The organism is Paenibacillus sp. 2KB_20 (assembly GCF_052115765.1).
GTDB lineage: Bacteria > Bacillota > Bacilli > Paenibacillales > Paenibacillaceae > Paenibacillus_AQ.
Map to the genome: position 1 here is coordinate 201,479 of NZ_JBFRHH010000005.1, position 23,378 is coordinate 224,856.

The 23,378-nt window shown below is 48.8% G+C and carries 22 protein-coding genes; 9 read left to right on the forward strand and 13 right to left on the reverse strand.

What is annotated here, in order from left to right:
• Positions 1-12 precede the first annotated feature (12 nt).
• The 6 genes from AB4124_RS15510 to AB4124_RS15535 all read right to left on the reverse strand — a co-directional run bounded on the left by AB4124_RS15510 (position 13) and on the right by AB4124_RS15535 (position 7,446).
• On the reverse strand, positions 13-468 hold the full coding sequence (locus AB4124_RS15510; protein ID WP_076322881.1) for an acyl-CoA thioesterase: 456 nt from the start codon (positions 466-468) through the stop codon (positions 13-15).
• Between the two features lie 288 nt (positions 469-756).
• The gene (locus tag AB4124_RS15515) at positions 757-1,752 is read right to left on the reverse strand and encodes an ABC transporter permease (RefSeq protein WP_441973403.1); all 996 of its coding nucleotides are present in this window, start codon (positions 1,750-1,752) and stop codon (positions 757-759) included.
• Positions 1,749-3,239, reverse strand: a complete 1,491-nt coding sequence (locus AB4124_RS15520; RefSeq protein WP_441973567.1) for a sugar ABC transporter ATP-binding protein — start codon at positions 3,237-3,239, stop codon at positions 1,749-1,751. The genes AB4124_RS15515 and AB4124_RS15520 overlap by 4 nt, the downstream gene beginning before the upstream one ends.
• Positions 3,240-3,383: 144 nt before the next feature.
• The gene (locus AB4124_RS15525) at positions 3,384-4,499 is read right to left on the reverse strand and encodes a sugar ABC transporter substrate-binding protein (RefSeq protein WP_441973404.1); all 1,116 of its coding nucleotides are present in this window, start codon (positions 4,497-4,499) and stop codon (positions 3,384-3,386) included.
• Positions 4,500-4,719: 220 nt separating this feature from the next.
• Positions 4,720-5,355, reverse strand: a complete 636-nt coding sequence (locus AB4124_RS15530) for an SGNH/GDSL hydrolase family protein (RefSeq protein ID WP_076322878.1) — start codon at positions 5,353-5,355, stop codon at positions 4,720-4,722.
• A 348-nt stretch (positions 5,356-5,703) separates the two neighbouring features.
• Positions 5,704-7,446 carry an ABC transporter ATP-binding protein gene (locus AB4124_RS15535; protein WP_441973405.1) on the reverse strand — a complete coding sequence of 581 codons (1,743 nt, stop codon included), beginning with the start codon at positions 7,444-7,446 and terminating at the stop codon, positions 5,704-5,706.
• Between the two features lie 147 nt (positions 7,447-7,593).
• Here AB4124_RS15535 and AB4124_RS15540 point away from each other — a divergent pair, with 147 nt between their 5' ends.
• The 3 genes from AB4124_RS15540 (at position 7,594) to AB4124_RS15550 (ending at position 12,458) form a co-directional block, all read left to right on the forward strand.
• On the forward strand, positions 7,594-9,036 hold the full coding sequence (locus AB4124_RS15540) for an ABC transporter permease (RefSeq protein ID WP_441973406.1): 1,443 nt from the start codon (positions 7,594-7,596) through the stop codon (positions 9,034-9,036).
• A gap of 13 nt (positions 9,037-9,049) precedes the next feature.
• Positions 9,050-10,558, forward strand: a complete 1,509-nt coding sequence (locus AB4124_RS15545) for an ABC transporter permease (protein ID WP_339271063.1) — start codon at positions 9,050-9,052, stop codon at positions 10,556-10,558.
• 79 nt (positions 10,559-10,637) lie between these two features.
• Positions 10,638-12,458: an ABC transporter substrate-binding protein gene (locus AB4124_RS15550; protein ID WP_441973407.1), complete on the forward strand. Its 1,821-nt coding sequence runs from the start codon at positions 10,638-10,640 to the stop codon at positions 12,456-12,458.
• Between the two features lie 424 nt (positions 12,459-12,882).
• Here AB4124_RS15550 and AB4124_RS15555 read toward each other — a convergent pair whose 3' ends face one another.
• Both AB4124_RS15555 and AB4124_RS15560 read right to left on the reverse strand, forming a co-directional pair.
• A complete protein-coding gene (locus AB4124_RS15555) occupies positions 12,883-13,425 on the reverse strand; it encodes an RBBP9/YdeN family alpha/beta hydrolase (protein ID WP_441973408.1) in 543 nt (180 codons plus the stop codon).
• A gap of 366 nt (positions 13,426-13,791) precedes the next feature.
• Complete coding sequence (locus tag AB4124_RS15560) at positions 13,792-14,706, reverse strand: hypothetical protein (RefSeq protein ID WP_441973409.1); 915 nt, start codon at positions 14,704-14,706, stop codon at positions 13,792-13,794.
• 315 nt (positions 14,707-15,021) lie between these two features.
• Between AB4124_RS15560 and AB4124_RS15565 the strand changes: the two genes are divergently transcribed.
• Both AB4124_RS15565 and AB4124_RS15570 read left to right on the forward strand, forming a co-directional pair.
• A complete protein-coding gene (locus AB4124_RS15565; protein ID WP_441973410.1) occupies positions 15,022-15,174 on the forward strand; it encodes a hypothetical protein in 153 nt (50 codons plus the stop codon).
• Between the two features lie 11 nt (positions 15,175-15,185).
• Positions 15,186-15,863, forward strand: coding sequence for a hypothetical protein (locus AB4124_RS15570; RefSeq protein WP_441973411.1), 678 nt, complete (start codon positions 15,186-15,188; stop codon positions 15,861-15,863).
• An 85-nt stretch (positions 15,864-15,948) separates the two neighbouring features.
• Here AB4124_RS15570 and AB4124_RS15575 read toward each other — a convergent pair whose 3' ends face one another.
• On the reverse strand, positions 15,949-16,374 hold the full coding sequence (locus AB4124_RS15575; RefSeq protein WP_076322870.1) for a VOC family protein: 426 nt from the start codon (positions 16,372-16,374) through the stop codon (positions 15,949-15,951).
• A gap of 112 nt (positions 16,375-16,486) precedes the next feature.
• Entirely contained in the window at positions 16,487-17,383 is an 897-nt protein-coding gene (locus AB4124_RS15580; RefSeq protein ID WP_441973412.1) for a putative RNA methyltransferase, read from the reverse strand.
• A 430-nt stretch (positions 17,384-17,813) separates the two neighbouring features.
• Here AB4124_RS15580 and AB4124_RS15585 point away from each other — a divergent pair, with 430 nt between their 5' ends.
• The 3 genes from AB4124_RS15585 to AB4124_RS15595 all read left to right on the forward strand — a co-directional run bounded on the left by AB4124_RS15585 (position 17,814) and on the right by AB4124_RS15595 (position 20,166).
• Positions 17,814-18,329 carry a DUF6773 family protein gene (locus tag AB4124_RS15585; protein ID WP_076323159.1) on the forward strand — a complete coding sequence of 172 codons (516 nt, stop codon included), beginning with the start codon at positions 17,814-17,816 and terminating at the stop codon, positions 18,327-18,329.
• Between the two features lie 25 nt (positions 18,330-18,354).
• Positions 18,355-18,552, forward strand: coding sequence for a helix-turn-helix transcriptional regulator (locus AB4124_RS15590; RefSeq protein ID WP_009594955.1), 198 nt, complete (start codon positions 18,355-18,357; stop codon positions 18,550-18,552).
• Positions 18,553-18,714: 162 nt separating this feature from the next.
• The gene (locus AB4124_RS15595; RefSeq protein WP_441973413.1) at positions 18,715-20,166 is read left to right on the forward strand and encodes an erythromycin esterase family protein; all 1,452 of its coding nucleotides are present in this window, start codon (positions 18,715-18,717) and stop codon (positions 20,164-20,166) included.
• A 160-nt stretch (positions 20,167-20,326) separates the two neighbouring features.
• Here the strand turns inward: AB4124_RS15595 and AB4124_RS15600 are convergent, their stop codons facing one another.
• The 3 genes from AB4124_RS15600 to AB4124_RS15610 all read right to left on the reverse strand — a co-directional run bounded on the left by AB4124_RS15600 (position 20,327) and on the right by AB4124_RS15610 (position 22,281).
• Positions 20,327-20,995, reverse strand: coding sequence for a DUF4097 family beta strand repeat-containing protein (locus tag AB4124_RS15600; RefSeq protein WP_430111644.1), 669 nt, complete (start codon positions 20,993-20,995; stop codon positions 20,327-20,329).
• Positions 20,996-21,136: 141 nt separating this feature from the next.
• A complete protein-coding gene (locus tag AB4124_RS15605; protein WP_339271044.1) occupies positions 21,137-21,748 on the reverse strand; it encodes a peptidase E in 612 nt (203 codons plus the stop codon).
• A 44-nt stretch (positions 21,749-21,792) separates the two neighbouring features.
• Complete coding sequence (locus AB4124_RS15610) at positions 21,793-22,281, reverse strand: DinB family protein (RefSeq protein WP_430111646.1); 489 nt, start codon at positions 22,279-22,281, stop codon at positions 21,793-21,795.
• A 111-nt stretch (positions 22,282-22,392) separates the two neighbouring features.
• Between AB4124_RS15610 and AB4124_RS15615 the strand changes: the two genes are divergently transcribed.
• Positions 22,393-23,340, forward strand: coding sequence for a helix-turn-helix transcriptional regulator (locus tag AB4124_RS15615; protein WP_430111648.1), 948 nt, complete (start codon positions 22,393-22,395; stop codon positions 23,338-23,340).
• Positions 23,341-23,378: the final 38 nt, after the last annotated feature.

A 23,378-nucleotide genomic window follows, 5' to 3' on the forward strand; every position in this document is an offset into this window, starting at 1 on the left:
TTTCGCTTTTCGTTACATCCATCCTTCAAACGTAGAAATTCGCTCGCGTGCCGAATCCGGAATCGGCGTGCTCTTGCCTGACGCGGTATCGATGAGGACAATGGTTCCGCGACCGGCCGCTTTTAAGGTGCCATCCACCACGATCGCATATTGGACGTCCATGGAGGAACGCCCGATCTCAGCCACCCGGACATGAAGCTTAAGCGGGTCCTTCAGATACATTTGAGCAAGATACTGGCATTCCAGATCCGCAACCACCGACACCTTTTTGTCGCTGAACAGATCCTCGGTCAATCCCAGGTTCTCGAAGTACTCAATGCGTCCCTGCTCAAAATACATGAAATAACTGACATTATTGACATGACCCAGCATATCCGTTTCGCAATACCTTATCTTTATCGGAATTTCAAAGTGAAATGTGTCCAGCCAAGTCATGGGATCCGGTTGTATGAAGGTTGTTTTTTTCATGATGAGTCCCCTTTCTCTTTATACGAGGCAAATGTATGTACAATTTATTCAGTCTTCTATCAAGGATAATGAATACAAGTTGGGTCCGTCAACTAAATAACCAAATCATGGATAATCCGCCGAATTCGCCCGTAGAATAAGGCTTGAAATTTTGCTTATCCCATAGGTTGTCTAAATGCTGCTAGTCATGAAAAAAGACCACCCACTCCGAAGTTGGGACACTGGAGGGATGGTCTCGATAAGTATGAATGGAACAAAGTTCGGTTACAGAAAGCGCAGCTTAAGCGATCAATGCCGCTTCTTATAGTAGGTTAAAGCAAGCGCCAACGCCAGCACGGCGCCCTTCACGATATCCATCGCATAATACGGCACGGACAGCATGATCAGGCCATTTTGCAATATACCGATCAACACGGCGCCGACAAAGGTCCCGAGCGCATTTGGCTTGCCGGCTCCGAATACGGAGTATCCGATGAAAGTCGCGGCGACGGCATCCATCAGATAAGGTCCGCCGGAGTTGACTTCGGCCGTCATGACGCGAGCCCCGAGGATAATGCCGCCGATGGCGGCAAACAATGCAGAAACCAGATAAGCAAGCAAACGGTATTTGCTCACCGGAATCCCCGATAAAGCCGCTGCTTCACGGTTGCCTCCGATCATATACATATACCGTCCGTGTTTGGTATAGGTCAGGAACAGATGGACGACGAGGACGACGAGAACCATAATGATAATGATCCATGGCACTTGCCCAATCTTCTCAAACACCGCCGGAATTTTACCGGTGGCAAAATCTCCGCTCGGCAGGATCATATTCTGGGAAATGGTAGCGCCGCGGGTATACGTGAGCGCAACGCCTTGAAAGATAAACATCGTGGCCAACGTCATCAGCATATCATCAATTTTGAAATTGATGACCAGGAAGGCGTTGATCAATCCCACGACCAGACAGAACAGCAGCGTAAGCCCAATGCCAATGCCGATATTTTGCCCGTGCCAGACGAACATGGAAATGACCAGCGCGTTCGCAAGAGAAGCCGTCGAGCCGACAGACAGGTCAAAGCCGCCAACGGCCAGCGATACGGTCAGTCCCACGGCAATGATCGTCACGATCGAGATCGAACGGAGTATGTTAATAATGTTGCTTGTATTCAAAAAGTTGTCGGCGACGGTCCCGAATACGAGAATAAGTACAAATACCGTAATCAACGTACCGTATTTATAAAGAAAATCAAAAGCGAAACTAGCCGCCGGCTTCTCCTTAACAGGTCTTGCTGTATTCATGTCAACCCGCCTCCTGTGCAATAAAGCAATAGTTCCTCTTCGTTGGATGACTGCGTCGTTAGCTCCTTCGTGATGCCGCCGTCATACATCACATATATCCGATCCGTGATGCCAACGATTTCGGACAGCTCGCTTGAGGCGTACAGCACGCATTTCCCCCGCTTGGCCAGCTCGGCCACCAGATGAAAAATGTCCCGCTTCGCGCCAACGTCAACCCCTTTGGTCGGCTCATCAAAAATATACACGTCCGCGTCGACCAGCAGCCATTTGCCGATCGCCACCTTCTGCTGGTTGCCCCCGGACAGGTTTCTCACTCTGGCCCGCTCATTTGGGGTCTTAATGCCGAGCGACTGAATAATCTCCCTCGCCGCCTGCTTTTCCTTGCCGAAGCTAAGCCAGGAGCCCCATCTGGAATAACGGGACAGCACCGCAGCCGTTAAATTGACGGACACCGCTTCTTCCACGAAGACACCTTCGCGGCGGCGCTCCTCGGGGACCAGCGCAATGCCCTGCGAAACAGCATCATGAGGCGAGCGGATGCGCAGCTTTTTCCCGTTCAGCGTGATCTCGCCGGTCGATGTGTCGGATGCTCCGAATATTGCCCGGCACAGCTCGGTTTTCCCGGCCCCGACCAGACCGGCCAGACCGACGATCTCCCCTTTGCGGATGTGCAGGTCAACGCCGTTGATTTTGCCCGGGTCAAACATCTTCTTCACCTCGAACCAGGTGGAGCCGATGTCCCGCTCGACGTGGGGAAACTGCTGCTCCATCTTGGAGCCCAGCATGTACTCCACCACTTTCGGCTGATCGATATTCGCAATGCGGTCACTCTTCACCAGTTGACCATCCCGCATGATCGTAATATCATCGCAAATTTCATACAGCTCCGGCAGCCGGTGCGATATGAAAATAATGCCGACCTCATCCTGCTTCAGCTTGCGCACCAGCTTGAACAGCTGATCCGTCTCGCTGTGGCTGAGCGGCGCGGTCGGCTCGTCCAGCACCAGAATCCGGCACTGCTTGGAGACGGCTCTTGCGATCAGCACCATCTGCTTCTCCGCCAGCGTCAGTTCCGAAATCAGCTTCTTGCCGGGGACCCGAATATTCATCCGTGCAAGAATCGATTCGGCTTCCTGATGGAGTTCTTTCCAGTGGATCAAGTGCCGTTTGCCCATATCGTGAACCGTCCGGTCGAGCATAATGTTCTCCCCGACCGTCAGGTTCGGGATGAGCGCCGTATCCACCTCTTGATAGACGATCTGAATGCCCAGGTCCTTCGCTTCCTTCGGGGAACGAATGTGCACCTTGCTCCCATTGATCCAAATCTCGCCCTCGTAATGGTTGTAAGCTCCCGATAGAATCTTCATTAATGTAGATTTCCCTGCGCCATTCGCGCCGATCAACGCATGGGCCGTTCCCGCCGTCGTCTGAAAATCAACATCGGTCAACGCCTTAACACCCGGAAAGGAGATCGAGATATGCTTCATTTGAAGTAAGGGTGCCGCACCCGACACGTCGGTCGATGTGGCAGTTGTTGGCTCCATAACGCTTCGCAAGTGCATTCTTCCCTTCAAATAGGATAGGGCGCCCTTATCGATGACCGACAAGAGCGCCTGTATGAATCGTGCTGTTTATTTGCCGCCTGCTTCTTTCAACGCCTTCATCCAGTCCTCTTCGAATTCGGTGCTTGTTCCCCAGCTAGGGATAATATCCGCCAGGTTGACCATGTTGACCGCTTCGGTTGCACCGGCAAGGCCTGAGCGCTCGATCAATACAGGCTCCAGATTGACCGTAGCAGGCGTTTCCTCGCCGGCAATCTTTTTAGCAAGCAAACGGACGTTGATCGCGCCGATCGTTTTCGGATCCACGGCAGCCGTTGCCACCCATGGGCTGTCTTGCTTCTGAATCAGCTCCAAATCTGCATTGGATACGTCGATGCCGTAAATCTTAACCTCGGTGCGTCCCGCTTCCTCTAGCGCTCTGGCTGCACCGATGGCGAAGGCATCCCAGGTAGCGAAGATCGCATCGAGCTCACCCTTCGGATATTTCGTCAGGATGGCGGATACTGCATTTTGCGTTTCCAGTGAAGTCTGGTTACTCGCTACACCGAAACGCTCCAATTCCTTGATGCCCGGGTTGTTCTTCAGCGTTTCCTGGTATACGGCATTACGACGCACCATCGGCGGGAATCCGTCTACCCAGAGATAGACAATGTTGGCTTCCGGCCCTTGCTCTTCGACCAGCTTGTCCAGTGCCAGCTTCGCCAGCTGCTCGTCATCCTGCGATGTCTGGGTTACCCCTGCAATGTCGCCGATCTCCGAGTCAAAGGTGACGACAGGAATCCCTTTATCCGTAATCTTCTTCACGTCTTGAACCGATGCAGGATCGTCTCCGTGCGAGATGATAAATCCATCGTAATCGCTGTCAATGGCCTGGGCGATCGCATCATGGAATTTGGCGGAATCCCCGTTCGCCGAGAAGGTATCTACCTTAAACCCGAGTGCCTCGCCTTCCTGCTTCGCGCCTGCCAAAAATTGCGCCGTATGATCATCGCCCCCGATTTTCCGGACGACCATCAATTTCACAGGATCCTTCTCCGCGATGCCTGCCGGCAGGTTCTCGACCTTGTCCGCCAGATTCCCGGCTCCGTTACCGCCACCGCTGCCCGATTCGGCACAACCGGTTAAGACAATCATAAACGCGAGCACCAGCGTCGTTAATTTCCTTACATGTTTACTGCCTTTCATGTTCTCTCTCCCCCTGTTTTCCGTTAAAAGGATGAATATTAATACAAGTAATCCTATAGGATTTAACAGAAGGCGTCAACCTTTATTTTCTCGCTTTAATGCATGATTAAAAAAGAGCTCGAAAGGCTGTGATTCACGCCCGAGCTCTTTTCTCATCTTGATCGATCAGCGCATCAAGCTTATCGTTCATCTTGCATTCCGCTTTTCGCTGATAAATGAATTAATCCAAACGAACGCCCATCGTTTCAAGCCAAGCCTTCGCGATCAGGCCGTGTCCGGCCGGCGACGGATGCACGCCGTCCGGCGCCCAGAAAGCAGCTTCGCGGCGCACCGACGCCGCAGCGAACAATCCGTCCAGCGGCACTAGAAGCGCCCCGTATTCTACCGCCAATTCGCGAACCGCCGTGATTTTCGGATCCAGATCCTCGCGCCAAACTCTGCGATCCTCCGGATGCGGCAGCACGAACGGTTCAACCAGAATCAACTTGGCGTCCAGCGCCCCTTTGGTGCGTTCGATCAATCGACGGTAGCCAGCTTTGTAATCCTCGGTGCTTGTCGGGTCACCGCTATCATATCGGCGCCAAGTGTCATTGATTCCGATATAAATGGATACCCAGTCCGGTTTCAGGTCCAGGCAATCCTCCTGCCATCTGTCATTCAAGTCAACGACCCGGTTTCCACTGATCCCTCTATTCAAAAAGGTTACGTTTAACTCAGGAAATTTCATGCCGAACAACGAGTCGATCAATAGCGGGTAGCCGTTACCCAAGCTGCCGGAAAAGTTCCGGTCACGACCGCAATCCGTAATACTGTCCCCTTGAAATAATACGACATCCCCTTGCTGCAAACGATTCATTCCACTTCCTCCTTATCGGTATGTTGCTAATGTACGTACAATTGGAAATTCGTAGGCTCATTTCTCGTGAGAACGCTTCCTAACATTTAAATATTTGCCGTTCAGGGCTCAATTCCTTTTTTATGTACCACGCAAATCGTCGATTTATGAGCGAATTTTTTGGCATGTCCCGTTGAATGGGAACAAAGTTGATCGGGCGTACTTTCACAGAAGACAGACCGTTTCTAGCGGAAGTTATTAGCGAAAGTTTTTTTGCGAGATCAAGGCGGTAAACTTCTGAACTTCATACTCCTTATTCAACAAAAAACCTGCCCCGACTCTGGTCGGGACAGGTTCTATTATTGTTCGTTAGGCTCCGGTTGGCATGGCCACCCAGTGGCCTTCCGATACTTCCACAAGCTCCGAATGCTCGAGATTATACTTGTCCTCTCCGGTGCGTTCTTCCAGCAGTACCCGTTTCTTCTTGGATTCGATCTTCGGATCGGGTACCGGAATCGCCGCGAGTAAGGACTTCGTATAATCATGCTGCGGATTGGAGTACAGCTCTTCACTTTCAGCCAGCTCTACGATTTTGCCCATATACATAACAGCAACGCGGTCGCTGATATGCTTCACCATCGACAGGTCATGCGCAATAAACAGATAGGTCAAGCCCAGACGATGCTGCAGTTCCTCCAGCAGCTTCACGATCTGCGATTGAATCGACACGTCGAGCGCGGAGAGCGGCTCATCGCACACGATGAATTTCGGCTCCACTGCAAGCGCCCGGGCAATCCCGATCCGCTGGCGTTGACCGCCGGAGAACTCATGCGGATAACGCGTGGCATAGGCCGGATCCAATCCGACCATATCCAGCAGCTCCTCGACCCGTTTCTTCCGCTCCTGTTTACTGCCAGTCAATTTGTGAACATCCAGCGCTTCGCCGATAATGTCCACCACCTTCAATCTCGGGTTGAGCGAAGCATACGGATCCTGGAAAATCATCTGCATATGGCGCCGCATGGCCTTCATTTCCGAAGGAGAAAGACGATTCACAGACATTCCCTGATACAGCACTTCTCCGCCTGTTGGCTGGTGAAGGCGAAGGATGGCTCGTCCCGTCGTCGATTTTCCGCTGCCGGATTCCCCGACGACTCCAAGTGTTTCCCCAGCCTGAATATGAAAGCTGATATCATTCACCGCTTTAAGCACATTTCCTTTACCCATATCAAAATACTGCTTCAAGGATTTAACCTCTAACAGAGGTCCCTTGTAATCCGTGCTTGGCACGATGATCGGAGCCGGCTTAACTTTCTTCTTCTCATCCAGACGCGGAAGCGCGTTTAACAGCTTTAAGGTATAAGGATGCTGAGGATTCTCGAAGATTTCCTTCGTCGTGCCCGTCTCCACGATCATGCCGTCCTTCATCACCGCCACGCGGTCGCACATGCCCGCAACAACGCCGAGATCATGCGTGATCAATATAATGGAAGAACCGAAGCGCTCCTGCATATTTTTCATCAGATTAAGGATCTGAGCCTGAATCGTTACGTCAAGCGCCGTTGTAGGTTCATCCGCGATCAGCAGCGCAGGTCTGCACGCCAGCGCGATGGCGATCATGACCCGCTGCCGCATGCCGCCCGAGAACTCGTGCGGGTATTGATTATAGCGCGCTTCGCTGTTCGGTATGCCGACCAGCTTCAGCATCTCAAGCGCCTGCTTCTTCGCTTCCTGCTTGGACAGCTTCTGGTGTTTAACCAGGCTCTCCGATATTTGTTCCCCGATTCGGATAGTCGGATTAAGCGAGGTCATCGGGTCCTGAAAGATCATCCCGATATCGCGTCCGCGGATGCTCTCCATCTCTTTCTCGGTTTTCTCCGCCAGGTTCTGGCCAAGGAACAGGATCTCCCCATCCTTCATATAAGAGGGCGGGGACGGCAGCAGCCGCATGATCGAGCGTGCGGTGACGCTTTTGCCGCTCCCGGATTCCCCAACGATCCCGAGCGTTTCCCCTTTCTTCACTTCAAAGCTGACCCCACGCACCGCGTGAAATTCTGAATCACGGGATTGAAAGGCTACACTCAAATTTTTAACCTGCAATATCGGTTCCAACTCTGCTCACCTGCCATTATGCGTTTATGTCATTAAAGGAATATCATCTACAACTCTTATAATCTATTGACTTTTAAAATAGGCTAAAATAAAATATACTATATCACTCGGAATAATGCAATTTGAAACAAGGAGGAAAGGCAGCTTATGGGGGGGACAGAAGCAGCAAGACCAAACAGACTCATAGGTTTGATAAGCAGCACATACAGTAAGATCCTTCTGAATCCTTCTTATAGATACTTACTATTATTATTGGGAGCGCCCGTGAATCTCGTGGTCTTCCTATTTTATTTGGTTCAGAGAAAGAAGGATGACTACACAGCGGCGGAGAACCGCATACGCAGCGAGATGCTGGCTGCCGGATATCTGGAGGCCCTTCGCTCCGAGATTATGGAGCAGCAGAAACGCAAACACGACTTTTTCAAGCAAAAAGTCAATGAGGGTCAGCTCCGGCAGGAAGTCGACAAGATCGTAGAAGCAAGGTTCCAGGAAGTCCTTAAGGAACGGACTGCCAAGGAACTGAAGCTGAACAACCGGAAACGGTTGACCATGGCGGATACGTTTGGTTCTCTCATCGAGAATCCGTTGTTCTTCATTATATCACTTATTCCAGGCTTGCTGATGTACATCCTTATTTTTTTGTACAGCAATCCTTACCTGAAATATATTATGGAGAGACTCGTGATGACGGTCTTCGTTATCTTTGGGGTAGCCGTGCTCGTCTTTACGATTCTCCACTTGTCGCCGTTCAACCCTGCAGCCAACATCCTGGGCGAGACGGCAACGCCGGAACAGATCGCGGCTTTTAACAAAATGCACGGTCTAGACCAAGGGTACCTGGCGCAGCTGTGGAACAATATTAAAGGAATCGCCTATTTTGATCTTGGCAAATCCTTCTCTGGCAACGAAGAGATCACCTCAAGCATCGCCAGAAAGTTCCCGATCACACTGACGCTCACGGTCATTTCCCTGGTCATTGCGATTGCGATCGCATTGCCAATCGGGATTATCTCGGCTACGAGACCGAATTCATTCTTTGACTATACCTTTATGTTCGTGGCTCTGCTCGGGCTGTCCATTCCGAACTTCTGGCAGGGACTGATCTTCATCCTGAATTTCTCGATCAAGCTGCATTGGCTGCCCGCCACCTTTAATCCGGAGAATTGGTTGTCCATGATCATGCCAGTGATTGTGCTCGGCACAGGACTTACTGCTTCGGTAGCGAGAATGACGCGCTCCTCTACCCTGGAGGTTATTAATGAAGATTACATGATCACAGCCAGAGCGAAGGGGCTCAGCAAGGGCACCATCCTGATGAAGCATGCTGTCCGCAACGCCATCATTCCGATCATTACCGTCATTGGACTTCAGTTCGGCGGGATGCTTGGCGGCTCTGCCGTTACAGAGAAGGTGTTCAACATCAGCGGTATCGGCAGCTACATCGTCGATAAACAATTCATCCCTGACATCCCGGCCATTATGGGCGGCGTGGTATACACCGCCATTACCATATCGCTGGTGAACGTCATCATTGATATCTTGTACGCGTTCTTCGATCCACGGATCAGGTCCAAGATGAAACAATACTAAAGCAGGTGTACTCATGATCAAGAAGCTTCTTTCTAAACAAGAAACCAAACACCAGCTGAAATCCTCACACGAGTACAGTCAAGCCAGCTTCACATGGGTTATTTCTTTGACCTTAACGGTGATCCTGCTTCTGAACAGCTTTGATTTCACTGGGGGAACCATCAAACCGTGGGTGTTCACCGCCTTTGCGGTATATGCATTGTTTACCATCATTCAGATCATCATCACGCTGTTGATCCGAAGAGACCTTCAAAGCCAGGGAGAAATCCGGCGCTCGACGAGGATCCTGGGATACATTCAGCTGCTGAGCATCGTCACAGGAAATCTGTTTACCGTCACGTTCGGTTTCAATCTGATTAAAAAACAGAAGCCTCCTGAATATACGATTGCCGTCTACATGCTGTTAACCCAGCTGTTTGTTATCGCGGTATCGGCACTGAATCTGTTCAAGCCTTACGTCTCGAATACATTCCTGCCGGCGATGGCCGCGCTTCTGATTATTGCAGTCATTCAACTGGTCGCGCTTATACTCGTTGCCCGATATGTAACAACGAATTATGCACATCCCAAAATGGCCTGGCTTGCCTTTCCGGTCATTCTGACTGCAGTGACGGGTAATATTTTTGCCCTGGTGCTCGGCATCAACCTGCTAGCGAAGATACGCAAGAACGGCAATCCGGCGATGACTCGCTGGGGCGACGTGTGGGTGAAGCTTACCGCTAACTCCACGGCCATGTCCGGACTGTTCTTTGTGATCTTCCTGTTCTGTCTGTCGGTAAGCAGTCTGTTTACTTTCGATTACAGCATCGCAATTGATAACAACTACAGTGCCATCCTGCAGCCGCCAAGCCTTGTGTACCCCTTCGGTACGGACAACTTCGGCCGGGATTTGTTCTCCCGAATTGTGTTCGGGGCCCGAATCTCGCTGATCGTCGGATTTGCCTCTACGGCGATCCCGGTTGTCATCGGCGGTGTTCTCGGTGCCATCTCCGGCTACTATGGCCGCCATACCGATAACATCATCATGCGTTTGCTGGATGTGCTGTACGCCATTCCGGGTATCTTACTCGCCATTGCGATCATTGCTGCATTCGGAGCCAACACCATCAACCTCATCCTGGCACTCAGCGTAGGCGCTATCCCGACATATGCGAGAACCATGAGGGCGAATGTGCTCCTGGCCTCTACCTTTGAATACGTTGATGCGGCCAGAGCTTTCGGCTCGAGCAATTTTTCGATTATATTCAAGCATATTGTTCCAAACTCGCTTGCACCCATGATTGTCAAATCTACGCTAACCATTGGTGCAGCCGTCATCTCGACGAGCAGCTTGAGTTATCTGGGTCTCGGCGTTGAGCCGCACATCCCGGAATGGGGTAATATCCTTAAGATCGGAAGCACGTATCTTGAGACACATTCCTACTTGGCCATTTATCCGGGTCTCGCGATCATCGCGCTTGTCCTGTCCTTCAACTTCCTTGGCGACGGACTGCGGGATGCCCTAGATCCTAAGCTGGATTAATGTGCTTCAGTGCCCATGGCACACTAACTAATGGTTTCAAAAATATTTTATATATATACAACTCAGGAGGGTATCACAAATGAAAAAGAGTTCCTTGCTGTTACTGTTCCTCTCGCTAGTGATTGTACTGGCTGGATGCAACGTAACAACCAAAGATGATGCACAGCAAAATCAGCAAGAACCATCGGATACAGCTACAGATACATCCGCTGTAAATATTGAACTGCTTGGCATGAGCTCTAACGAATCCGATGTCAACATCATTCGCGACCAGCTCACAAAGAACGGCTTCAACGTGAAGCTGAATCTGCAGCCGGATTACGGCAGCTACAAGGCACAGCAAGATGCCGGAAATTACGACATCGCGCTGTCCAGCTGGACAACCGTTACGGGTAACCCTGACTACGCTGTACGTTCCTTGTTCAAAACGGGCGGCGACTACAGCATCATGTCCGACGAAGAAGTGGACAAGCTGATCGACCAAGCGGCAACACAAACGCCTGAGGACGCTGCCGAAACCTACAAGCAGCTTGAACAGCGTCTCGTTACGGACAAAGCTTACATCGCGCCATTGTACATTTCCCTGAAGAGCCAAGCGTTCAACAAGGATGTGCTGGACGAAAACTCCGTCCGTCTCTCGAAATCCCGTTCCCTTCCTTGGGAAGCTGTTGATTTCAAAGACCAATCCAAGCGTGCTACGCAGCCGCTGATTCTGTCCCAATCGATCTCTGAACTGACTTCTCTTGATCCAATCAAGGGTAACGATGGTTCCATCAATATCATCAACACCAACATGAACGTACGTCTGATCAACCTGACCGATGATGACAAGATCACATCCGAAGGATCGCTGTCTTATAACCATGCCATTGGCGAAGGCAACTCGGAGTACTACTTCATTCTTAGAGACGATATTGACTTTGCGAAAATCACAAATAAAAAGGCTGAAGATTCCGGCGAGCGCGTAGGCGCTGACGATGTCATCTTCTCCATGAACAGAGCCAAAGACAAAAATTCGGTACCTGATCATCGCACCTACACGCTTCACGAGCATATCAACACGGTTGAAGCTGTAACCGATCTGAACGCACTGGAGAACACTAAAGTGTCCGGTGGCAGCGAAAGCATCAAGGATGCACTGGAAGCTGGTTTGGATACCAAGATCACTTCCCTCGTCGACGACAAGAATCAAGCAAGCACGAAAGATGGTAAATACCAAGTCATTAAATTGACGACCACCGAGCCGTTCCCGCAAGTGTTGAACTACCTGGCTCACCAATCGGCCGGTATCGTATCGAAGAAACAAGTGGAATCCATCAACACATATGATGTTGAGAAATTCGATGTGAACAAAGACATCCCTTACGGCGACCAAAACACGGTAACCGAAGGCGACAAATACAACAACACGCTGTATGCCAGCGGTCCTTACATTCTGTCTTCCAAAACTGACTATGAAGCGACCTTCTACAAAAACCCTGGCTATATGAAGGGTACCGAGCACGAACCGAAAATCGAACAAGTGAAAGTTCGCTTTATCAAAGATGCGGACAGCACGCTCTCCGCACTGCGCAGCGGCGAAATTCACCTGTACTACGGCGTGCCTGAAACGAAATACGATGTGGTTAAAGGCGACAGTAAGCTGAAGCTGCAAACCATCGAAAGTAACGCCGTATCCTACTTGCTGTTCAACACGAAAAACCGTGATGTGGCAACAAGCGATGATTTGAGAAGAGCGGTGCTCTACTCCATCAACCAGGATGAAATCCTGACTTACTACAACAACAACAAAATTAAAGCTTACTCCACCGTCAGCCCAATCGTTAAAACCGGCAACGAGCTGGTCGCCGATCCGGCGAAGGTGAAGGAATACTTGAGCGCATATAAAGCGAGCAAGTAAAAAAGAGGACGACATTAGTGAAAAGCTGATGTCGTCTTTTTTTGATGCGAGGTTTATATGCGCCACTTCTTGCTCCAATAGCATCGCAATGGAACGGGTAGTTCTTTGCATCGCTCCGCATGCGGATGATTCTTCCGATCTCTGTTGCCCCCAGATTTCTATGAATGAATGGGCCAAAGTAGAAATCCGGGGGCAAAGGAGACCGCTTCGCTTCTCCAGAATCATTCCGCCTTCTCCGCTGGAGCACTACCTTAAGTAGTCCGTTGTTAGCTCATGTTTCGATACATCTCACATTAGCCATAAAAAGGGACGAATGATAGCCGCGGCGCAGCTACTCTCGCCTTTTTTGGGGGAGGGGGGAGTGAGAGGAAGCCCCCCTGTAATTAACATATACAGGGGGGCTTCCCAAGATTGATGCCTTGGATTACAGGCGCTTGATATCATCTACAAGCTCGGGCAAGCCCTCGCAGAAATAGTGATCGTCGCCCTCGTATTCTCGGGTGACAGCTTGGAGGAGTTGCTTCGCGTAGTGCTGAGCGTGGGCGAAAGGCACCACGGGATCTTGGCGGCTGTGGTACAGGTACAGTCTTGATATGCGAGGCAGCATGTTGGCGAAAGAATCAGGCAATCTAAAATCTTCACTCTGCCACTCATCGTCATTGCCCCAGTAGGGGGCTGCGATCAAGAACAGTCCCGAGATGGTTAGCTGGCAGTCTTCTTCCGAAAGATATTTCAGTAGCACGGAGCCGCCTAAGGAATGACCTACGAGCAGCACCTCCCCATTCAATGCATTGATTTCATTGGCGATTTGCGCTTTCCACAGCGCGTAATCCGGATCCGGCATGGCCGGGGATGAGACATGACAAACTTCCCCGAGCTGTTCTTTTAGATCTGCGATTAAGGCACAGCTGCCTTGGTGTATACCTTGAGGGCCGGCACTAAGGATGAACAAAACTTGTTTTTTCATGTTTAGTCTCCTTCCCGATCTTTGCTTAAGGGTATGGACATATCCCAACAGAATGTCTACCAATCTAGGGTAACCGATAGTAGAGTGCTGGACTTCTTTTCGTTTGCTGACATCTGGCCGGAATCGGACACCCTTTACATGCCCTCATCACATGGAGATGAAGATAGCCCTAGGTTACTGTTGCTTATGATCAAACCATCGAGGATTGGTTTCTCTATCAGCCGCAATCCTCGATGGTTTCCATATACATCAAAGTCAAAGAATATCCTGCATTTTCTTGTTTTCATTTTTACAAAAACAAAAGCTGCCCTCTGGTCATGTTCAGACCAGTAGGGCAGCTCTTCCCTTGTTAACAATAAAATAATATTACGGTCTCTCCACAAGCAGCGTTTCCCATTGCAAGCCTTCTCCGGTGATTTCAATCCGCAGGTCGGAGATGCTCTTCAGTGCCTCCTCGCGTCGTGTCTCAAGGGTGATCACGGTTTCCTTGTAAAGCTCGCCTATCTTCTTCTGCGTGCCGCTTGCCATTTTCTCTATTTCGGATTTTCTTGCGGCGTTGCTCTTGGATATCGCGGTTGTTTGCTCTTTAAACAGCTTGCTGTATTGGCTCTTGGCTGTTGCCTTGCTGATTTTTCCGTGCTTGTACTTCCACATCGGACTGTTCAGATACGACGTGCTTGACCCGTTCCGTAGCTTCCACATCGGACTATTCAAATAAGTCTCACTGACCGTTTTGTTAAATTTCCACGCGGAGCTGTTCAAATAATCCGGATCGATCGTCTTCTTATAGGTCCACATCAAGCTGTTCAAATAATCCTCGTTCATTTCTTTGCTTAGCTTCCAGAGCATGCTATTCAAATAATGCCGGTTTGCAGCATTCGCATACTTCCACATCGGACTGTTCAAATAACTTGGATTGATAAACCGTTCATATTGTGCCAGCTTATCCTTTAAGTCGCGGTTTCCTTCATACTTCAGCTTCAGCTGATCTAGATCTGCTTGAAGCTTCTCATCCCACTGCTTTTGATCCTCCAGCACTGTTCTCTCCAGCTGATCCAGGGAAGCATGACTTTCATCATAAAATTGCTGATATTTCTTATCTGCTTGCTTCTGATAAGTGTTATATGCATTTACGGTCTTCTTGTTATACGATTGATACTCGCTCCATACTTGATTCATCCATTTCTGATCCGCTGCATGAACCGTTGTTTGCGGAATCAGGACCGAGACTGCAAGCAAAAGGCTGCATAGGGTCAATAAGGATTTCCGCACCAATCTCATTGAATTTCGCCCCTCTTCTATAGATAGTAAACAAGGGATATTTTACCTAATGACTTGGTATCTTCCAATAGGAATAACGAACCCCTAACTTTTAGACTACAGCCTTCTTATTCCGTGCTCGAATATTTCACAGTACAGCATACTCCATTTCCTAGAAAAACATGTCTTTCTTTCATTATTCCATATTTCAAAGTGGAGGATTTATGCACTTCCTTAGTCCTGTAGTCGCTAAGTATCGATAACCACTGGGCAAAAACGACCATCGAATGGGGCGTCGACAAAGGGATTGTCAACAGCTATGCCAACGGAATGTTCATGCCCAATCAGAATGTGACCGAGGCCGAATTCATCCGCATGCTGGTTGTCGGCATCACAGGCAAAGACCTGCAGGAGAACTATTTGACCGAGCTATGGTCGGATAAATATTATCATTTTCTGCACTTCAAGAACTATCCTGTATATACATAACGCGGGCCCATGTGGCCGAGCTGATATCCAGCGCCGATGGCGTGAACTACGATGGAAATCATGCGGTTCAATATGTTCTGGGCAAAAAGTACGCGCAGGGCCGGATTAAGGGCGAAAATACGATTGAAGGGTATGTAGGAAGCGGCACCATCACGCGCGCCGAAGTGCTTCAGCTGATCAAAAACCTGACCGATCGCGGAATGTCGAACCTGTACGATCGTCCTACCGTACCAAGTGCGGAGGCGATGCTTCCTAAGCTACCAACGCCTTGGGATGTGTATCGGGACGAGATGTATCTCGTGATTCGTCAGAAGGTATTCTCGAACTACAGCGGATACCGCATCTATGACGACGGGTCGAACAAAATTGTGATGACCAGCACGAAGCAAACTGGCGAAACGGATTATGCCGTGTCCGTTCAATTCGAGCCGCAGATTATGCAGTTCAGCGGAATCGCGCTTTCCAATGCCACCGATAAAACGCAGCGCAGCATGTTGATCGAGCTCCTCCAGCTGTATGGCTTCCAAGTCGATTCCTCCTTCCTCGCAAAGGTGGATTCCGCCGAGAAGAACAAGAAGGTGATCGAGCTGAAGGTAAGCGGCAAGACACTCGTTATCGATCCGCTCGTGGCAAGCCCTGCCGGGCATGTCCATATCTACTATAAGTGGTGGGATGGAACGCGGGCGTAATTTAGGAAACTGGATTTGCTATAATTGAAAAAGGGCCCTGACGGCAAATCGTCAGTGCCCTTTTTATTAGGTATAAAATCTACTTCTACGCTTCAACTTCGGTTGAGATATTCCAATTTACGCCATATTTGTCCTCAACGATCCCGTAGGCCGGGCTCCAGAAGGTTTCCTGCAGCGGCATAACCACCTTGCCACCCTCCCGCAGTGCTTCATATACCTGCTTTGCACGCTCGGCTGCATCGGTCATGATGCAGATCTGGACCTGATTGCTGGATTGGACCGGTTGCCCGGGAAACGTATCGGATAACATCAAGACCGTCTCTCCGACGATAAGGTTTGCGTGGGATACCCGATCCCGCGCGCTCTCCGGCAGCGGAAAGTCCGGGTTAGCCGGCATCTCGCCGAAAGTCTGAACCATGACGACTTTGGCGTCCAAAGCCTTCTCATAGAATTGAATAGCTTCCTTAGCGTTCCCATCCATAAAGAGATACGGATTCATTCGAAGTGTCATTGTGATCGTTAACCACCTTTTTTTCATATTGTCAAAGATAACTCCTATTATCTCCCACTGTGGACACTTTAGTAAAATATGACGGAAATCTAAATTGGAAAAATACTTACCATTATTTCCATCCATACAGAAGTGTGAAGTCGGCGGTTATCTCCATCTCTCCACCTGACATCCGTTCAATAACCTCAGACGAAACGCTCCAGGATAACGGCGTCATATAAATCAATTGCTTCATCTGCTCGGAATCCAGAACGACGCGATACCGAAGCTCTTCGAACTCGATCCGTTCAAAGTGACGGCTGAACAGTTCCATGGTGCCGTCATTGGAATACGTCTCTTTACCTGTACCTGTATAGAACAGAGCTCGAAGCTCCTGCAAATACAGGCTCCCCGGAATTACCTTCACCAACATTCCGTCACTCGTAAGCAGTCTCCTGAACTCTGAATAATTGGAAGGAGACAGAATATTCAAAATGTAATTAAATTGTTCGTCTACAAACGGGCAATGAGACAGGTCGGCCACGCACCACATAGGGTCCGAATATGTCTTGGCAGCCATTACGACTCCCTCTTTGGCAATATCCATGCCCACACCAATAACGTTAGGCTCATGCCCCTGCTCCTGTAGGTTATGTCCAATTGCCGAGAGATGGGAGCCTTCCCCGCATCCTGCATCGAGCAGTCTCAGAGGCCTGCCAGATTCCGACAGCTTCTGTTTCTGCATCCGGATCAGACGATTCGAAATTCCTTCAATCATCGGGCCAAATAACCCGCTGCTGTTAATCATTTTTCGTGCCTCAAACAAAGCCTTATCATATTTAGTTTTGGCTCTATGGGATAGCAGATTGACGTACCCCTGTCTGGATATATCATAGCTATGGAGCTTCTCGCACACCAAGTTTGCCAGCTGTTGAACCTTCATAGAACTGCCGCAAATCGGGCATTTAAACATCTTCTCATGCATCGATAGCCATTGTGCTTTTTTTAATAACCTTTCATTTCTGGACACAGCAAAATCACCCTTTCATTCGATCATACGCAATGAAAAAGGCACAGAAAAATAAACTCAAGCCACAATCACAAAAAAAGGGCCGAGCCTACTTGAATCTGTACCTCACATTATCGTAAGCGAATGAAATGGATCATGAGAACGAACACACTCCTAGTATCAATCAATTCGTGCAAGAGAACTGCCCAATTTCAATTGTAACACGCTGAGAAGTATTGTAAACCTAATGTGCAGCTTAGCAAAATATATCAAGAAAAAGGCAGCCCTGTGCGGTATGATGTTTACCCGAGGATGAATATACTTTTATTTCCCAAATTGACTAATATTAAAATCAAAATGACATATATATATTGCAAAAAGACGTAAATACTATTACAATCCATGTATCAAGAAATCTCAGGAACGATTGTTAACCAAAATGGAAGGAATGATGAGTGTGAATTGGTTCAAGAAGAGCACGGTTGAGGATGAGCGTATCGTCAATCTGAAGAACAAGTTATATAAAGAGGTGTATACCTTGATCATGATCATTTGCAGCATTTCCGTCATTATTAAATCTTTTGCGCTGCCCCGAACGGAATCTGTATGGCTGGAAATGCTGATCATGCTGGGAGGAAGCATATATTTCGGCATCCGCAGTGTGGCGATGGGAATTTATTCGGATGAAGTGGAGGTCCATGACCAGCGAAGCAAAGTTTCATTCAGTAAGCGTACAGCGATATGGGGACTCGTTATCGGTATCGCACTTGCTCTTTTTTTCGGTATCCGCAGCGCGATTCTGTTTGGCAATAACAGCAGTGCGACCGAGATCAAATACTTCTTTATCGTTTTCTTCGTCTCACTGATCATCTATATCCCCCTCTTTGTTGGAGTGAATTTGGTGATCCACTATGGTGCCAACAAGGTAAGCCAGAAAATGTCGCAGAACGATCCGTTCGACTCGTAGAAAGGGATATCAGGGTGACTGCCGTATGAAAAACATCAAACTGAAGATGGCCCGGGTTGAGAAGGATCTATCGCAAGAAGAATTAGCCCAGATCGTGGGTGTCTCCAGACAAACCATTGGTCTGATCGAGTTAGGTAAATATAATCCGTCCCTCAGTCTGTGCGTTGCCATATGCAAAGCGCTATCTCGTACTCTTAATGATCTGTTCTGGGAAGAGGACTAAGGCTAATACAGCAGTGCAGTTCTCCAGCAAAATCACGGTAACTATGTCTATGTTAAGGAGGTGATGCTGTGTTCCCCAAGGTAATCATGACAATATCTTTTTTTGCTATACGTCCATTCAATTAGAAAATCATACAACAAATCATCTAAGGAGTGATCCTGCATGCCGCTACATAACGCTAGAAAAGCATTCACCGTGTTTCTGCTCACCGCTTCCCTTGTGGGGACATCCCTAATCCCTGCCGGAAAAATTTACGCTTCCACCCCGGATACCATCCAAGGTCAGGTTACAGAAGTGAAAACGGCCCGAACCTCTGACGAAAAGATTGCCGAGTGGGAGGACTGGGCTAAAGACCACGTATACCGATTGGACACGATTCAGCCCGCCGACACGGCGGGCGGTCCAAACCAATATAAGGATCTGGCAATGCTAAAACCTTTGCTGCAAGATAAACGTTTTGTGTTCCTCGGCGAGAGCTCCCACGGCGTTGCCGAGTTCAATCTGGCCAAGACCCGTTTAATCCAGTTCCTGCATCAGGAAATGGGCTATAACGTGCTTGCCTTCGAAAGCGGACTCAGCAATACTTCTTTGGCATATGGTAAAGCAGGACAACAGAGTCCCGAGTCGACCATGAAGGATTCCATCTTCGGTGTCTGGTGGTCCAAGGAAGTTTTGCCGTTGTTCGACTACATGAAAACAGCACAAAAGAGCAAGCAGCCGCTCGTGCTGACCGGTTTTGACATGCAGCTGCAGCACCCACTGTTGGATGGGCAATGGCTGCAGGATCAGACCATGTCTAAGCGCCTTGCGGAAGCTGAGAAGAAATTGTCAGACTACTCTCTTGGTACGGATCTTGCCGCTTATCGCAAAGAGAAAAGTCAGCTGATCCAAGTATACAAGGATGCTATAAAATCCTTAAAGATGGAGGCAAACGAGGCTCATTTGAAGCAGCTATATCCGGATAACCCCAAGCTGTCCTTGCTGCTTGAAAGAAGTTTGAACGACCGGATTCGGGTAGCCCGGGAGTATGTGGAGCTCTCCATTAAATCAACCCTCGGCATGGAAAGCGGGGATTATGCACCGTTCCTGGAATCGATGGAATGGCGGGATCAGGCGATGCACGATAATCTCATGTGGCTGGCTACCGAGGTCTATCCAACGGAGAAATTTATCGTCTGGGGACATAACGACCACATCCGCAAGGCTCAAACCGAGGTCATGGGTACGCCATATCCGGTTACTCTAATGGGAGAAAAACTCTCGGACGAAATGAAAAAATACAGTTACGTACTCGGCTTGTATCCGGCCAGCGGACAAACCGCAGATAATATGGGCAATGTGCATGACGTTCTGCCGGCAGAACCAGGCTCCATTGAATCGATCCTGTCGGCCGCAGGTGCGCCGTATACCTTCGTTGATTTGCGATACCAGAAGCGTGAGGCGGGTAACTCCTGGATGTTCGAGCCGCGTTTTGCCTACAGCTGGGGCATGATCCCCGAAAGTCTGATTGCCCGTGATCAATACGATGGTATTTTGCTAATTGATGACGTAAACCCGCCGCAATATATGAGATCCTCCGCTTCATCCAAGGCTTCTGTACCTGCTGAAGAATAAATAAGTGCTATCATTCTTCTTTGTTATATAAAAAACTTGAATAGGTTAACATGCCAAGCATCCTCTTATGGTCTGCTTCAAGAGTCGTAAAAGCTGTGAACTCTTGCAAAGGACGAGTACGGGGATGCTTGTTTTTTTCTTAAGCTCTGTTCTTGCATGATTATTTTATCGAGATGTTCCCCGAGGAGGTTTTGAGCTTCACCTCATGCTTGCCATGACCGGATCGCCCTTCCGTCTTCCGATTGCTCTCCTTCCTGTCCTGGAGCAGAACGGCAATGGACCGATGTCCGCTTCCAGATTGCAGCATCCATGTCACATCAGGCGTTTCTTCATCCAGCTGGATGTTCACGTTTCCACTTGTCGCCGATACCTCCACATCGTTATTCAAACGGGTGAACGCAAGTGAGATATTCCCGCTTTTCCCCTTCACCTCGAGGCTATGATTTTGCAACCCAGTTCCCGTTACTTTGCCGGAAGAACCATCAATTACGACCTTCCCTTCATAGTCCGCAGGAATTCTCACGCTAAGCTGCGGCATCCTGCCGATATTCAACATCCGCGTGATGTCGTTATCTAAACGAATCTTTACCCGATTGCCATCCTGATCAACAACAGCCCCAGCGGACTTGGTGTTTCTGAGCAGCGAAACTTCCAATGCTTCCACATTCGCTGTCTCGACGAACAAGGTCGTGCTGCCATGGTCAATCTCCAGCACTTCAACCTCCTCAAGCGTTACGCGTTGAAGAGCCTCCTCTTCGTCCGTGGAATTGCATGCACTGAGCAATAACACGCATAGGACACATAGAATTGCAGCTGCGTATCGTTTCATATCTTTCTAACACCCCTTTTCAACTTTGAAACCATTGTACAAGATGACGTTGCGTCACTTTCAAGTGAAATTATATTTATGTATAAGATAGAAAAAGGGATGGCAGTTGCCATCCCATCAATCATCGAATCGAATATCATTTTAACGAACAACTATTTTATCTTTTTCAACTTGGATTACTTGCGTATTGGAAATAGGCACGAGATTTAATTTAGAATTGTAGTGAGCCATTAAATCAGAAGCTGCGTCTTTAAAAGGTTCGTTGTTATAATGCGGAACAGGATAAACATTTATGAAGTTTAAACCCTCAAACGATTTCAATGTAGTGGCTTTACCTATATCATCCATGAATTTTACATACTCTATATCGGGAGATGTTATTATAGATCCCGCTGATTCTCCAATATACAATTTTCCCGAATGAACTTGCTCTGTTATGATCTTGTCTGCCCCTGATTTCCGCAGCTCTTGTAACAAGTAGAACGTATTTCCACCAGATACGTAAATAAAATCATTTCGTTCCAGCTTTTCTTTGATTTCCTGCAATGGTGCTGCAGAAATATCAAGCTCTTCAACGACAACTCCCAACTTTTCGAATGCTTCTTTTGCTGTATAAATATAGTGGGTGATTTCTTCTGGAATACTCGCAGTAGGAATAAACGTTAAACTCCTGCCTTTCAGATCATCAGCAACGAATTCTCTAAAAAGATCAGCAACATCTTTAAACGAAGATGTTAAAAACATATTCAGCATCTTTACTTCTCCTTTAATTATCGCTGGATATCCGTGCTTTAACTTTAATATAAATCGAACATGCTCACTTCATAGCCCTGGGCTTTCAGGTAATTGAACATTTGCGCCCGATGATGCTGGGCATGCGTGACGATTTCAATCAGCCACTTGGCTTGCGTTGAACCGTGCTCCAAATAGAAGGGTTTAGTTTTCTTTTGCATAAATTCTTCATCCGTCAACCCATTCATGTATGACTTTACATCCGCAAGTCCCTTCGTCATCCAGGAAATCAGCTTGTCCTTGTCTACGCCGTCTGCAGCAATGCTTGCCTCCAGCTCCCGGATCTCCGCTTCACTCTTCTCATGCAGAATCAATAAATCGGTAGCAGGTACCGAAACGAGATGGTAAACCAGCTCCTGAAGCGACCTCATATTGTGGGCAGGTCTGTAATCCCAGTGTTCTGGTGAAATTTTGCCGATCAGATTCGAACTGGTCCTAACGATAAGCTCCAGTTCCTCAAATAACAACTGCTTCATTTCATTCAATTGACTCACGTTTCATCACTCCATTTTTTAGATATAAGGGGTCTCTGGGTTCTACAGCCAGTATAGCGTATAATGGTGACAACTATTGTCATAGTCATCAAACGATACGGAGCTGATCTTATGTCCAAATCCAAACGTCTCATGGAGCTGATGATGACCGTGAACCGGATGCGGAAATTCACGGTAAGGGAATTGGCCGATCAATTCGGCGTGTCCTCTCGCACGATCTTGCGGGACCTGCAGGAGCTAAGTGAGCTGGGCGTTCCACTCTATTCCGAGGTAGGACCGCACGGCGGATATCAGGTTCTGAAGGAACGAATTCTTCCGCCAATCGCTTTTAGCGAGGAAGAAGCCGTCGCGATGTTTTTTGCCAGCCACGCCCTGCGTCACTATCTATTTCTTCCCTTTGAAGCCGAGTCCTCTACCGCACTTCAAAAATTTTATTATTACATGCCCGGGGATGTGCGCGACCGGATTGACCAGATGAAGAACCGGGTGGATTTTCTGACGCATACAAGGCAGCAGAAGGTTGAATCTCTCGGCGTTCTTCTGGATGCCGCCGTCGACCAGCGGGTCGTTACGGTGTTATACGAGAGCAGGGAAGGCTATGCCGAGCGAAGTATCCAGCCCGTGGGCATTTATGCAAGCAACGGCTTCTGGTATTGTCCCGCTTATTGTTTTCTGCGCGATGATTTTCGCCTGTTCCGCTGTGACCGCATGAAGTCCGTGGCCTATGATACAACCGGAATCGAGCCGCGGGATCACCGCCATATCCATCTGGGCAATTGGAGGGAATACGGGGCAGAGAAATCGGTTTATGTCCGGATGGTGGTTGATCTGAGCCGGGAAGGCGTTCAGCGCTGTGAATCCGAATTGTGTCCTGTTCCCCTCATTGACATGCGGCCGGATGGAAGCGGACGGCTCGATCAGAATGTCCCTGCGAGCGAGCTTTTGTATTTTGCTAAATTTTTTATCGGATTAGGAAATGAAGCCACCGTGAAGGAGCCGCAGGAGCTGGTGAATCGCATTAAGGGGATTCTGAAAGAGATGATGGCGAAGTATGGTTAGAGAATTATCTCTAAAAAAAAACCGCCAACATCGTGGCG

Bases quoted from the DNA above. Each gene is read 5' to 3' on its own strand.
- AB4124_RS15545 (WP_339271063.1), top strand. From the start codon at position 9,050: ATGATCAAGAAGCTTCTTTCTAAACAAGAAACCAAACACCAGCTGAAA.
- AB4124_RS15530 (WP_076322878.1), bottom strand. From the start codon at position 5,355: ATGAATCGTTTGCAGCAAGGGGATGTCGTATTATTTCAAGGGGACAGT.
- AB4124_RS15605 (WP_339271044.1), bottom strand. From the start codon at position 21,748: ATGCTGAATATGTTTTTAACATCTTCGTTTAAAGATGTTGCTGATCTT.
- AB4124_RS15585 (WP_076323159.1), top strand. From the start codon at position 17,814: ATGAGTGTGAATTGGTTCAAGAAGAGCACGGTTGAGGATGAGCGTATC.
- AB4124_RS15565 (WP_441973410.1), top strand. From the start codon at position 15,022: ATGCCCAATCAGAATGTGACCGAGGCCGAATTCATCCGCATGCTGGTT.
- AB4124_RS15590 (WP_009594955.1), top strand. From the start codon at position 18,355: ATGAAAAACATCAAACTGAAGATGGCCCGGGTTGAGAAGGATCTATCG.
- AB4124_RS15550 (WP_441973407.1), top strand. From the start codon at position 10,638: ATGAAAAAGAGTTCCTTGCTGTTACTGTTCCTCTCGCTAGTGATTGTA.
- AB4124_RS15525 (WP_441973404.1), bottom strand. From the start codon at position 4,499: ATGAAAGGCAGTAAACATGTAAGGAAATTAACGACGCTGGTGCTCGCG.
- AB4124_RS15595 (WP_441973413.1), top strand. From the start codon at position 18,715: ATGCCGCTACATAACGCTAGAAAAGCATTCACCGTGTTTCTGCTCACC.
- AB4124_RS15600 (WP_430111644.1), bottom strand. From the start codon at position 20,995: ATGAAACGATACGCAGCTGCAATTCTATGTGTCCTATGCGTGTTATTG.
- AB4124_RS15510 (WP_076322881.1), bottom strand. From the start codon at position 468: ATGAAAAAAACAACCTTCATACAACCGGATCCCATGACTTGGCTGGAC.
- AB4124_RS15515 (WP_441973403.1), bottom strand. From the start codon at position 1,752: ATGAATACAGCAAGACCTGTTAAGGAGAAGCCGGCGGCTAGTTTCGCT.
- AB4124_RS15615 (WP_430111648.1), top strand. From the start codon at position 22,393: ATGTCCAAATCCAAACGTCTCATGGAGCTGATGATGACCGTGAACCGG.
- AB4124_RS15575 (WP_076322870.1), bottom strand. From the start codon at position 16,374: ATGACACTTCGAATGAATCCGTATCTCTTTATGGATGGGAACGCTAAG.
- AB4124_RS15520 (WP_441973567.1), bottom strand. From the start codon at position 3,239: ATGAAGCATATCTCGATCTCCTTTCCGGGTGTTAAGGCGTTGACCGAT.
- AB4124_RS15555 (WP_441973408.1), bottom strand. From the start codon at position 13,425: ATGAAAAAACAAGTTTTGTTCATCCTTAGTGCCGGCCCTCAAGGTATA.
- AB4124_RS15540 (WP_441973406.1), top strand. From the start codon at position 7,594: ATGGGGGGGACAGAAGCAGCAAGACCAAACAGACTCATAGGTTTGATA.
- AB4124_RS15560 (WP_441973409.1), bottom strand. From the start codon at position 14,706: ATGAGATTGGTGCGGAAATCCTTATTGACCCTATGCAGCCTTTTGCTT.